We start from the raw sequence: 12,408 nt of genomic DNA, 5'->3' as shown, positions 1-12,408 counted from the left end.
GCCGGGCGGGCGGTGCGAAGGTCCGGCTCAGAGCTGGCCGGAGGCCGAGATGGTGATCTTGGCCGAGGTCGAGCCGCTGCGGGAGCCGAGCGCCTCGATCTTCTTGACGAGGGCCATGCTGTCCTCGTCGGCGACCTCGCCGAAGACGACGTGCTTGCCGTCGAGCCAGTCCGTCACGATGGTGGTGACGAAGAACTGCGAGCCGTTGCTGTTCGGGCCCGCGTTGGCCATGGACAGCAGCCCCGGCCGGTCGTGCTTGAGCTTGAAGTTCTCGTCGGCGAACTTCTCGCCGTAGATGCTCTTGCCGCCGGTCCCGTTGCCGCGGGTGAAGTCGCCGCCCTGGAGCATGAAGGCGGGGATGACCCGGTGGAAGGATGAACCGGCGTAGCCGAATCCCTTCTCGCCGGTGGCGAGCGCGCGGAAGTTCTCCGCGGTCTTGGGCACTACGTCGTCGAACAGGTTGAAGTTGATGCGCCCGGCGGGCTCGTCGTTGATGGTGATGTCGAAGTAAACCTTGATCGTCATAGGACCATCCTGCACGCTCCTGCGAGTGCTGTCGCACTGCGGGTGCCGTGTTGCCCCTTGTGTCCGGTTTGAGTGGAGAGTGTTCGAGCACGGCACGGCGGCCCGGAAGGCGCCCGGAGACGACCACGGCGCCGCAGGGGATCGGGGTGCCCCCGACGGGATCGGGGTGCTTCGGAGGGAATCGCGGCGCCCTGGCGAGGACCGTGACCGGTCAGTCGACCGGCCAGGTGTGGGCCGGGGCGTTGAGGTGCATGTAGTCGATGTAGAGCTGCGTCATCCGCCGCAGCGCCTCGTGCCGGCTCATGTGGCCGGAGGCGGTGATGCGGTGGAACATCTCCTTCTGCCAGACGGCCCCGTTGCGGCCGGTGACGCACCGCTGTTCGATGACGCCGAGCAGCGGTTCCCGCCAGGCGGCGTCCATCCCCGACAGCTCCAGCCCCCGGTGGGCGAGCGGCAGCAGCCGTCGCAGGACGAGTTCGGGCGCCGTGACCTCGCCCATGCCGGGCCAGTACAGGCGGGCCTCGATGCCGTGCCGGGCGGCCGCGTGCAGGTTGTCCTCGGCGGTCCGGAAGGACATCCGCGACCACACCGGCCTCTCCTCCTCCACCAGGGCGCGGGTGAGGCCGTAGTAGAACGCGCCGTTGGCCAGCGTGTCCGCCACCGTCGGGCCGGCGGGCAGGCAGCGGTTCTCCACCCGCACGTGCGGCCGGTCGTGGGCGACGGCGTAGACCGGACGGTTCCAGCGGTAGATGGTGCCGTTGTGCAGGGTGAGCTCGGCGAGTTCGGGAACGTCGCCTCCCGCCAGGGTCTCCCGCGGGTCCTGTTCGTCGCACAGGGGGAGCAGCGCCGGGAAGTAGCGCAGATTCTCCTCGAACAGGTCGAAGACGCTGGTGATCCACCGCTCCCCGAACCACACCCGGGGGCGTACGCCCTGCGCCTTGATCTCCTGAGGACGGGTGTCGGTGGTCTGCTCGAACAGCGGGATGCGGGTCTCGTGCCACAGCTCCTTGCCGAACAGGAACGGCGAGTTGGCCGCGAGCGCCACCTGGACGCCCGCGATCGCCTGGGCCGCGTTCCAGTAGGCGGCGAACTCGTCGGGGGAGACCTGGAGGTGGAACTGGGTGCTGGTGCAGGCGGCCTCCGGGGTGATCGTGTCCGCGTAGGTGCGCAGCCGGTCGACGCCGTCCATCTCGATGTGCAGGTCCTCCCCGCGCGCCGCGAAGACCTGGTCGTTGAGCAGCCGGTACCGCGCGTTCTCCGACAGTGAAGACGCTCCGACGTTCTCCTGCCGCAGGGTGGGCAGGATACCGATCATGATCAGCCGGGTTCCGACCGAGCCGGCGCGCTCCTCGGCGTGGTTGAGCGCGGCCCGGATCTCGGATTCCCAGGCGTCGGGGCCGCCCTGCGTCAGCCGGCGGGGCGGGACGTTGATCTCGAGGTTGAAGCGGCCCAGCTCGGTGGACCAGGCGGGGTCCGCGATCGCCTCGAGGACGTCGGTGTTGCGCATCGCCGGTTCGGCCTCGGCGTCGACCAGGTTCAGCTCGATCTCCAGGCCCACCTGGGGCCGCTCGGACTCGAACCGCGACTCGCGCAGCATCTGCGCGAACACCTCGAGGCACTCCTGCATCTTGATCCGGTACCGGCGGCGGTCCTCGCGGGTGAAGACCAGCGCCGGGACGTCGCGTCCCATCGGCCCTCCCGGCGCGTCCCTTGTCGGACGCCTCTCGCCTCCAGCCTCGCACCGCTGGACGACCCTCACCAGGCGACCACGGGGACGCCGGGCCGTACCCGTTCCCGCGCCGCGGCCGGCGCCGGGACCGGTGCTAGCCGGCCGGACCGGCCAGGCGTGCCGCCTCCTTCTCGGCGTCGCGTGCCGTCCGCTCGGCCCGTTTCACGGCGTCGCCGGCCCTCCGCAGCCCTTCCTCGGCATCCCGCCGTTCCCGTTCGGCCTGCGCCAGCTCCTCGCCCGCCCGGCGCAGCTCCTCCTCGGCCGCGGCGCACCTCTGTTCGGCGAGCTCGTGGCGGTCGCGGGCCTGCTGGAGCGCCGCCGCGGAGTCCGCCCGGGCGGCGCGCAGGTCGTGCAGCAGGCGGGCAGCCTCTTCGGCCGCTCGCCGGGCTGCTTCGAGCTGCTCCTGACGCCGCAGGCGCCGCTCGGCGAGTTCGTCCTGCCCGCGTGACCGCGACGACGGCCGCGGCGCCTTCGCCCCGGCGTGCCCGGTCGGGCGGCCCGCCGCCGGGCCGGCCGAGTGGGCCGGGAAGTCGGCCGGCGGGGTGAGGGCGCTCTCCAGCCGGCCGGCCGCCCAGCGGTCCGCCGCGTCCTGGTCGGCGAGGACGGCCCGGAGGGTGGCGTCGACGTCCTGCCGGACCGCGTCCGACAGTCGGTGCCCGGCCTCGTGCGCCAGCTCCGCCGCCTGCCGGGACAGGGCCGCGACGATGCCGCGCCGCTGCTCGGACAGCTCCCTGACGCCGTCCGCGTCCAGCGTCCGGTAGGCCTCGCGCAGCGCCTGCCCCAGTTCGAGGAAGCGGCGGCTCTCCTGCGGCTGGGCGCGCACCAGCAGGTTGGCCGCCCAGGCCGCCTGCGTGGGGCGGCGGGCCGCCCGGATCCGGCGGGCGTCGTCCGCGCGCCCGTCCGACCGGGCGGCGAGGGCCTCCTGCTCACGCCGGGTGACGAAGTCGGACGGCGGCGTGGTGTAGAGCTCGTCGAGGACCTGCTCCACGCCGTCCTCCCCGTCCGGTGCCGCCCGCTTGCGTGCCATGATCGTCAGCTTCCCCCCGGCCGGGCTTCGGCGCACGCCGGGCTTCCGCGCCCGCTCGGCCGCGGTGCACGCCCGGCCGCCGTGCACGTCGGCGGGCCGGGTCAGCGGTTGGCCAGCCGGTCGAGATCCTCCTGGGTGCCGTTGAAGACGTCCGCGGTGGCCGGGGCCCGGATGCCGTCGAAGAGCGCGGACTCGGTGTACTGCCACATGAGCCAGGTGCCCGAGCCGTTCGGCAGGGGCGGCGCGGTGATCGACCGACGGTAGTCCGCGAGCTGCAGCGGATGGGCGGCGAAGGCCGTGGTCGAGCCCAGGCAGTCGTCGAGGAACGACTTCTGGGTGTATACGACGGGTCTGCGGCCGAACGCGGCCTCCACCGTGTCGAGCCAGGCGGTGGCGTCCGCGACCGTCAGATACGTCGGGCATCGGCCGCTGCCGTCGTCCATGCGCTCCAGGTCGAAGACCGGCGGGAGGTCTCCGGGACGCCGTCCGGTGTAGCCGGCCGCGCGCACCGCGGCGATGAACCGGTCGGCCTGTGCGGCGCCGGTGCCGGCGGCGGTGCCGGTGCCGGCGGCGGTGCCGGTGTAGAAGTGGTAGGGGGCGACCGCGAGTCCCACCGCCCGGGCGGCGTTCATGTCGGAGGCGAGGTACTCGTCCGTCACGTCGAGCCCTCGGGTGGCCTTGACGGTCGCGAACTCCACGCCCGCCGCCCGCACGGCGGTCCAGTCGATGGCAGCGCCGCCGGGGTGCTGGTACCTGGCGGTGTCCAGACCGTCGATCGGATACCCGGCCGGCCGCGGCGGCGTGCAGTACGCGTCGCGGCTCGACCAGTCGGCGAGCCTGGCCCAGGTGTTGGGGCCGACGACGCCGTCCGTGCCCAGGTTGGCGCACATCTGGAACTCCACGACCCGGTTCTCGGTGCCGCCGCCGAAGTCGCCGTCGATCGCGAGCGGCGGGTAGTGGCCCGGTTCCATCGCCAGGTCGAGACGGCACTGCAACTCGGCGACCGCGGCGCCCTTGGCGCTCTGGCGCAGCGTGGGACGCGCGTCGGTGTGTCCGCACACGGAGGCCTGCGGGGCGCTCGGCGCGCCGTCGGGCGCGCAGGGCTGCGGACGGGCGGCGCGGGCGTTGAGCGCGGCCCAGGTGCCGGGCCCGATCTCACCGTCGGCGGTCAGCCCCGCACATCGCTGGAACGTCCGGACCCGTTCCGCGGTGCCGGCCCCGAAGGACCCGTCCGTCGCGATCGGCGTGTGGCGCCCGGGCTTGGTGGCCAGGTTCAGCTCGCACTGCGCCTCGCGCGTCGCGAGACCCGCCGATCCCTTTGCCAGCGGCGGTTGTTCGTCCGTGTGACCGCAGACCGCGGCTGCGGCCGCCGCGGCAGCAGGTCGTGAGGCCGTGCCGTTCGGGACCGCGTCGCTCGGAACCGCTCCGGCGAGGCCGACGGCGGCCGTCAGCAGCATCGTGGCGAGGAACGGGGCCGGGCGACGAGCCGGATGCCGTGCCGATCTGGTCATGGTGTTCCTTGTCTTCTGTCCTGTGTCCTGCGGCCCGTGTCGTGCGGCCTGTGTCCCTGCGGGTGTCCTGTGGCCTGTGGCCGTCGTCTCGTGCCGGGTGTGCCGTCCGGGTGCCGGGGTACGGGTCGTGTCCCGGGCGAGTGTCGCGGCGCCTGCGACGTGGCGGACGTGTCCGGTCGCGTCGGCGCGGTGCGCGGTGGCCGGCGCCGGGCCCTCCCCCGAGGGAGCGCGGCCGGTCCGAGCCGCGGGTGCCGCGCCCAAGTCCGCGGCGCCCGCACCCCTTTGGCAGGACGACGCTGTCACGGCTCGGCGGAGGCATGTCACCGCCACGCGTCCCCGGGGGACACGAAGGCGGCCGCGGGCGCGTGATCTGGCGCTTCCCGCCGGCTGCTGAGACCGACGCGGGACGGCCCCGCCCGCCGGGCCCGGACCGTTCCGCCCAGCACATGCGTCACCGGTCGACCGGGCGCAGACTGAGGTGATGACTGGCATGTACACCAAGCAGCGGCCGGGGAACACCCCTGCGGGCCCGGGTGCGCCGTCACCGTCGGTGGCGCTCGCGGCCATGATGTTCGCGGTGGCGATGACGTTCATCGACCAGACCATCGTGGCGATCGCGACGCCCGACATCGTCGACGAGCTGGGCCTGTCCGCCTCCGGCATGCAGTGGGTCGTCAACGCCTATCTCCTGGCGCTGGCCGCCTTCTTCGCCCTCGGAGGGCGTCTGGCGGACCTGTTCGGTCCCCGGCGCATCGTCGTGATCGGCACCCTGGTGTTCGTGATCTCCTCGGTCCTGTGCGGCTGTGTCCCTCGCGGCGACCTGGCGCTGACCTGGCTCGTCGTCTTCCGCGCGACCCAGGGGCTCGGCGCCGCACTGCTCTTCCCCGCGGCCCTGGCCGTGGTCGTGGCGGTGTTCCCGGTGGACCGACGCGGGCGCGCGCTGGCCCTGTTCTTCGGCGTCACCGGGGCTCTGACGGCGCTGGGGCCGCTGCTCGGCGGCTGGCTCACGGACTGGACCTGGCGCGCCATCTTCTGGGTCAACGTGCCCGTGGCCGTCGTCGCGCTGATCCTGACGGGGCTCGCCCGCGTGTCCGACCGCCGCCGCGACGAGAAGCTGGACGTGCCGGGCGCCGTGCTGATCGCCGTCGGCATGGGCGCGAGCGTGCTCGGCTTCCAGCAGGCCTCGGCGTGGGGCTGGGACAGCGTGCTCACCTGGGTCTGCGTCGTGGGCGGCCTCGCCGTGCTGTGGCTGTTCTGCCGCTACGAACTGCGCACGGCCAGCCCGCTGGTGAGGCTCGCGGTCTTCCGGGACCGTGCCTTCGCCGTCGACTCGGTCGTGCTGTTCTTCGCCATGCTCGCTTTCGTCCCGCTGTTCTTCTTCGCCTCCGTCTACGCCCAGGTGTCCTTGAGCGCCTCGCCCAACCAGGCGGCCCTGTACCTGCTGTACTTCTTCGCGGGCTTCGCGCTCGCCTCGCAGTGGGGCGGGCGGATCCTCGACAAACGCGGCGCGCGGCCCGCCCTGAGGATCGGCTGCGTGGTCGGGGCCGTCGGCTTCGCCCTGTGGGCCGGGAAGCTGACCGATCTGTCCATGCACGACCAGTGGCCCTACGTCGCCCTGGCGGGCGCCGGCATCGGCTTCATCATCGCCCCCGCGTCCACGGACGCCGTCAACCGGGCGATCGACGCCTCGTACGGCGAGGTCACGGGCATCACGCAGACGATCCGCAACTACGCGGCCAGCGTCGGCCTGGCGATCTTCGGCACGATGCTGACCCACGCCATGACCGACAACGTGCAGAACACCCTCGAGTCGCGCGGGGTGCCGTCCGGAGCCGCGGGGGACGCGGCGCGGGGGGTCGCCGAAGCGGTGACCGGCAACGCCGACAACCGGCAGCCCAGTGGGGACGGGCCGGTCGCGACCACCGTGCGGGAGTCGATGTCCGCGATCCGCATGGACTTCGCCCAGGCCAACCAGTGGGTTTTCTACGGGATGGCCATCGCCCTGGGCATCGGATTCCTGTGCGCCGGCCGGCATCCCGGCGGCACGGCGCACACCGAGAAGACGCCGCAGGAGCCCCTCGCACGGCGCTCGGAACGCGGGGCGGAACGCAGGGCAGAACGGTGAGAACCAGGGCCGGGGAAGCCGCACGGGCCGCCCCGGCCGCGCCGTCAGCGGCTGCGCAGGGCGCTGGTGGTGAAGAATCCCGTGGCCGCGGCGCTGACCAGGGCGCAGACGGCGAGCAGAGCGGTACGTCGCATCGAAGGGCCTTTCCCGTGATGACGTGATGACGGATGGGGTCTGCACAACGCGTAACCGCCCCGTCCCGCTTCGCCGGTGGGCCGAACCCACCCGTACGGACGCGGCCAGGCGTGCACACGGCGCGCGCCGGCCCCGCCGGACGGTCAGCCTTTCGCCGGCGCCGGTCGCCGCAACAGGTAGGCCGCCGCCAGCGACACGAGTGCGGCCATGCACGCGATGAACACCAGTCCGGCGCCCTCCAGGCCGAGGGGACCCACCAGCACGCCCACACCGATCACCGGCACCGAGATGCCCGTGTAGGCCACCACGAAGAGCGTCGAGATCACTGCCGCGCGCTGGTCCGACGGGGAGGCCGCGGCCACCGCCGACAGCGCGCCGCGGAAGGTCATGCCCTGCCCGGCCCCGCCGACGACCGCGCTGAGCACGACGAGCGCGAGCAGGTCCCAGCGGAGCGCGCCCGCGAGCAGTGCCAGACCGGCCAGGAGCACGGCGCAGCCCAGCGGCAGCGAGCGTGCCACGCCGATGCGGCCGACGGCCGTCTGCCCGGCGATGGACGCGAAGAAGGCCAGCGCGACGACCAGCCCGCTCACGGCGTGGTTGCCGACGTCCAGCGACCGGGCGAGGAACGCCGGGCTGACCGAAGTGAACACGCCGAACAGGGCGAACCCGGCGAAGGACGCGGCGGCCGCCGGCCCGAACACGGCCCGCACCTGCGGCGGCAGACCGGGCCGCTGGGGACGCACCGCGCCGAACGGTCCCCGGTCCGCCACGGTCTCCGGAAGGCGCGCGAGGACGGCGGCCGAGCCCGCGATCAGAACGAGGTGCACGGCGAACGGCAGGTACAACGGCCGGTCCGCGTACTGCGCGAGCACCCCCGCCAGCAGCGGACCGCAGCCGAGGCCGCCCATGTTGGCGGCCGTCGCCACGAGGGTGGCCCGGGCCTCGCCGCCGGTTGGGGCGAGATCCATCACGTACGCCGTGGCGGCCCCGGTGCACAGGCCGGCGGAGAACCCCGACAGCAGCCGCCCCGCGTACAGCCAGCCCAGCCCGGTGGCGCACAGGAAGCAGACCGCGCTCGCGGCCGCGAGGCCCAGGCCCCACAGCAGCACCGGACGTCTGCCGACGGTGTCCGAGGCGTTGCCCGCCAGCAGCAGGATCCCGATGACGCCGAAGGCGTACACGGCGTACACGACGGTGACCGTGAGCTCGGAGAAGCCGAACTTCTCCTGGTAGAGGCTGTAGAGGGGGGTGGGCAGCGTGGTGCCGGCCATGCAGACGGCGAACACGGCGCCGGCGAGCAGGCACCGGAGCCGGCCTCGGCGTTCACGGTCCATGCGGGCGACAGTAACCCCGCACGCCGCCCCGGCGACCGACCGGCGCGCACCGGCGCGGTCGGCCTCCGGGACGGCCGTCGCGGTGTCAGCCGGTGTGTGCGAGGCCCTGCTTGACGACGTACCGCGCCGGCGGCCGCCGCCGTGTGACCGCCTTCATTGCGCCGGCGCCGCCGCAGCGGCGACTCTCTCCTCGCACGTTTTTCCGAAGAACCGTTATCCGGTGCTCCCCGGGCGATCCCCGAAGCGAGGGACAGCATCGTTCGGAGTCGAGGACAGGGAAGCAGCAATGAGCGAACGGCACACGGTGGACGCGGCGGAGCTGGTGAGGGCTGCCCGGGCGGGCGACCAGGCGGCTCAGGACGCGCTCGTCGGCGCCTACCTCCCACTGGTCTACAACATCGTGGGCCGGGCGCTGAACGGCTCGGTGGACGTGGACGACGTCGTGCAGGACACCATGCTGCGCGCCCTCGACTCGCTGGGCACGCTGAGGTCGCCCGAGAGCTTCCGCTCCTGGCTGGTGGCCATCGCGATGAACCAGGTCCGCGCCCACTTCAACCGCCTCCAGCCCGCACAGGGCGGCATGGAGGAGGCCGACGAGGTGGCCGATCCGGGCGCCGACTTCGTGGACCTGACCATCGTGCAGCTGCAGTTGTCCGGCCAGCGGCAGGAGACCGCGCGCGCCACGCGCTGGCTGGAGCCCGAGGACCGCGGCCTGCTGTCCCTGTGGTGGCTGGAGTGCGCGGGCGAGCTGACCCGCGCCGAGATCGCCGACGCCCTGACGCTGACTCCGCAGCACACGGCCGTGCGGGTGCAGCGGATGAAGGCGCAGCTGGAGGCGGCGCGGGTGGTGGTGCGGGCACTGGACGCGCAGCCGCCGTGCGCGGAACTGCGGGGCGCCCTCGCGGGCTTCGACGGCCGGCCCTCGGCGTTGTGGCGCAAGCGCATCGCCCGTCACGCACGCGGCTGCGCCCGGTGCTCGGGTCTGTGGGGCGGCCTGCTGCCCGCGGAGGGACTGCTGGCCGGGCTGGCCCTGGTCGGGGTGTCGTCCGCGCTCCTGGCGAAGACGCCGGGCGTGGCCGGCGCCGTCGGCCTGGCCGCCTCGGCCACTGAGCCGTCCGCGGACGGGGACCCCACCGTGATCGCGGGGGCGGGGCGCCGCGCCCTCGGCGACCGCACCGTCTCCCGCACCGCGGCCCGCCGTCGGCGGCGCACGCGGCGGCGGGCGGTCGGCGGGGCCGTGGTGGCCGCGTGCGTGGCGGGCGGCGGGCTCTACTACTTCGGGACGCAGCCGGACACGGGCTCCGGACGGAGCATCGCCGTGCAGCCCGCGGACGACGCCCTCGTCTCCGACCGGCCGTCCCCGGACGCCGACCGCGCGAGTTCCTCGCCCTCGCCGTCCTCGACGGCCTCGGCCTCGCCGTCGGCCTCGAAGTCGCCGTCCCCGAGCGCCTCGCCGAGCGCCCGGGCCTCCCGCGCAGCCTCGGCGAAGACTCCGGTGAAGCCGGCCGCCGGCGCGCAGCGGTCCGGCTCGAAGACGCCGTTCACGCAGTCGGGTCCGTCCGACCGCGAGAGTCAGGTGATCGCCCTGGTCAACAAGGAACGGGCGGCCGTGGGCTGCGGACCCCTCACGGGTGACGCGCTGCTGCACAAGTCCGCCCAGGGGCACTCGGACGACATGGCCGCGCGCGACTTCTTCGACCACACCAACCCCGACGGCGCCGATCCCGGCGCCCGCATCACCGCCGCCGGTTATCGCTGGTCCACGTACGGCGAGAACATAGCCAAGGGGCAGCAGACGGCACAGGCGGTGATGACGTCCTGGATGAACAGCCCCGGGCACCGCGCCAACATCCTCAACTGCGACTTCAAGAACATCGGCGTCGGCATCCACGACGGCGCCGGCGGCCCGTGGTGGACGCAGAACTTCGGCACCAAGCTGTGACCGGGTGACCGGGTGACCGGGTGACCGGTGGGCCGTGTGCGCGGGCTCACCGGAAGGTGACGTCGGACTCCTCGAAGAGGCAGTTCACCCCGTCGGGTCCGGCGTCGAGCCTCGCCGGCCCGGCGGCGCCCACTCCCGCGAACTTCCGGCAGGGAACGATGTCCCGGTCGGGGTCGCCGACCACGGTGACCCCGCTCAGCCGGGCGGTGTCACCGGAGTCCGCGTTGACGCCGACCAGTTCGCCGCCGGGGGCGATGGCGGTGACGTTCTCCAGCACCACGTCCCGGCGGAACTGCGCGGCGCAGTCGCCACAGGAGCGCACCAGTTCCCCGAAGCCGGCCACGGCGAAGTCGCGCACGGTCAGCGTGCCCGCCCCGTCGAACCGGAACACCCGGCCCGCCGCACCGGCTGCGCCGCCGCCCCTGACGGTGTACTGGGCGTCCCTGGACGTGCCGAGGAAGGCGGCCGCGTCCTCGCCGACGTCCTCCCAGAACACGTTCTCCAGGGTGCAACTGCCCAGGCAGTGGACGCCGTCGGCGGCGGGAGCGCCCAGGATGACGTTCTTCAGGACGGCGCCGTCCGCCAGCTCGAACAGCGGTGTGCGGCTCTGCCGCCGACCGTCCCCGCCCAGGGCGCCCGCTCCGGTGAACCGGGTCCGCGCCCCGTCCAGGACGCCGGTGATCCGCCGCGTCGCGGTCAGCCGCACCTCGCCCGCGGCCCGCGGCACGGCGATGGCGTGGGCGCCGGCCGGTTCGGCCGTCGGCCCCGGTTCGCCGCTCGCCAGGGCGGCCTGCGCCGCCAGCGTGACCGCGAGGACGCCGGCCGCGGCGGCGGCGATCAGCGGGGTCCGGTTCTGACTCCTGCGGTGACCGGAGTGGGGGGAATGAGCGTTCACTGAGCACCGCGCCTTTCCACGAACCGTCGAAGAGCCATACGCGCACGGTCTCGGACGCGTTCACCACCGCTCCCGTCGCAGGCGCCCCGGGTGACGCCGTCCGCCGCCCCCTCGGGCGGCGCGGCGGACGTCCTCCGGTGCGTGCGGAAGTGCCCCGCCACCCGCCCCGTACGCTGTGTCGAATGTCGTCCTCCCGCCTCCGGCGCGTCGCCGTCCTCGTGCTCGACGGAGCGAAGCCCCTCGACGTCGGCATCCCCGCGCAGGTCTTCACCACCCGCGCGAGCATGCCGTACGAGGTCCGCGTCTGCGGTGCGGCGCCCGGCCCGGTGAGTGGCGGCGACGGGCTGTCGTACCACGTCGCCCACGGTCTGGAGGCGCTCGAGTGGGCCGACGTCGTCTTCATCCCCGGCTACCGCTTCCCGGACCGCGACGACCCGCCGCAGGCCGTCGTCGATGCGCTGGTCGCCGCCCACGCCCGGGGCGCGCGGCTCGCCGCGATCTCGACCGGCGCGTTCGCGCTCGCCGCCACCGGCCTGCTCGACGGCCGCCGCGCCACGACGCACTGGCACTACGCCCGGGCCCTCGCGGCGAGGCATCCGCGCGTCAGGGTCGACGAGAACGTCCTCTTCGTCGACGAGGGCAGCGTGCTCACCTCGGCCGGCGCCGCCTCCGGTATCGACCTCTGCCTGCACGTCCTGCGCCGCGACCTCGGGGTGGCGGCCTCCAACCACGCGGCCCGGCGGCTGGTCGCGGCCCCCTACCGCAGCGGCGGCCAGGCGCAGTACGTGCCCCGCAGCGTGCCGGAGCCGTTGGGCGAGCGGTTCGCGGCCACCCGCGAGTGGGCGCTGCACCGGCTCGACGAGCCCCTGACCCTCGAGGCGATGGCGCGCCACGCGGCGGTCTCCGAGCGCACCTTCTCGCGGCGCTTCGTCGAGGACACCGGGTACACGCCGATGCAGTGGATCATGCGTGCCCGTATCGACGCGGCCCGTGAGCTGCTGGAGCGTTCCGAGCGCGGGGTCGAGCAGATCGCGAACGACGTCGGGCTCGGCACCGGTGCGAACCTGCGGACGCACTTCCAGCAGATCCTGGGCACCACGCCGAGCGAGTACCGGCGCACCTTCACCCGGGGCGAGTAGCCGTACTCCCCGGCGATCGGCGCCGAGTCGGGTCGGCTCGGGTCGA

The 12,408-nt window shown here is 73.8% G+C and carries 9 protein-coding genes; 3 read left to right on the top strand and 6 right to left on the bottom strand.

Going from position 1 to position 12,408, the window contains the following annotated elements:
* Positions 1–27: 27 nt before the first annotated feature.
* The 4 genes from ACH4ZA_RS31880 to ACH4ZA_RS31865 form a co-directional block, all read right to left on the bottom strand.
* Entirely contained in the window at positions 28–525 is a 498-nt protein-coding gene (locus ACH4ZA_RS31880) for a peptidylprolyl isomerase (protein WP_398432706.1), read from the bottom strand.
* Between the two features lie 211 nt (positions 526–736).
* The gene (locus ACH4ZA_RS31875; RefSeq protein WP_398432705.1) at positions 737–2,215 is read right to left on the bottom strand and encodes a glutamate-cysteine ligase family protein; all 1,479 of its coding nucleotides are present in this window, start codon (positions 2,213–2,215) and stop codon (positions 737–739) included.
* Between the two features lie 133 nt (positions 2,216–2,348).
* A complete protein-coding gene (locus ACH4ZA_RS31870) occupies positions 2,349–3,281 on the bottom strand; it encodes a hypothetical protein (RefSeq protein ID WP_398432704.1) in 933 nt (310 codons plus the stop codon).
* Between the two features lie 101 nt (positions 3,282–3,382).
* Positions 3,383–4,792, bottom strand: coding sequence for a GH25 family lysozyme (locus ACH4ZA_RS31865; protein WP_398432703.1), 1,410 nt, complete (start codon positions 4,790–4,792; stop codon positions 3,383–3,385).
* Between the two features lie 490 nt (positions 4,793–5,282).
* Between ACH4ZA_RS31865 and ACH4ZA_RS31860 the strand changes: the two genes are divergently transcribed.
* On the top strand, positions 5,283–6,917 hold the full coding sequence (locus tag ACH4ZA_RS31860) for an MFS transporter (RefSeq protein ID WP_398432769.1): 1,635 nt from the start codon (positions 5,283–5,285) through the stop codon (positions 6,915–6,917).
* 278 nt (positions 6,918–7,195) lie between these two features.
* Here the strand turns inward: ACH4ZA_RS31860 and ACH4ZA_RS31855 are convergent, their stop codons facing one another.
* Positions 7,196–8,386 carry an MFS transporter gene (locus ACH4ZA_RS31855; protein WP_398432702.1) on the bottom strand — a complete coding sequence of 397 codons (1,191 nt, stop codon included), beginning with the start codon at positions 8,384–8,386 and terminating at the stop codon, positions 7,196–7,198.
* A gap of 286 nt (positions 8,387–8,672) precedes the next feature.
* Between ACH4ZA_RS31855 and ACH4ZA_RS31850 the strand changes: the two genes are divergently transcribed.
* Positions 8,673–10,328: a sigma-70 family RNA polymerase sigma factor gene (locus ACH4ZA_RS31850; protein WP_398432701.1), complete on the top strand. Its 1,656-nt coding sequence runs from the start codon at positions 8,673–8,675 to the stop codon at positions 10,326–10,328.
* Positions 10,329–10,374: 46 nt separating this feature from the next.
* On the opposite strand, the gene ACH4ZA_RS31845 is transcribed toward ACH4ZA_RS31850, so the two are convergent.
* On the bottom strand, positions 10,375–11,223 hold the full coding sequence (locus tag ACH4ZA_RS31845) for a pectate lyase (RefSeq protein WP_398432700.1): 849 nt from the start codon (positions 11,221–11,223) through the stop codon (positions 10,375–10,377).
* Positions 11,224–11,405: 182 nt separating this feature from the next.
* Between ACH4ZA_RS31845 and ACH4ZA_RS31840 the strand changes: the two genes are divergently transcribed.
* The gene (locus ACH4ZA_RS31840) at positions 11,406–12,362 is read left to right on the top strand and encodes a GlxA family transcriptional regulator (RefSeq protein WP_398432699.1); all 957 of its coding nucleotides are present in this window, start codon (positions 11,406–11,408) and stop codon (positions 12,360–12,362) included.
* Positions 12,363–12,408 lie beyond the last annotated feature (46 nt).

The organism is Streptomyces sp. NPDC020597 (assembly GCF_044335095.1).
GTDB lineage: Bacteria > Actinomycetota > Actinomycetes > Streptomycetales > Streptomycetaceae > Streptomyces.
The sequence above is the reverse complement of the archived record's forward strand: the minus strand, read 5'-3'. Positions and strand labels throughout refer to the sequence as shown.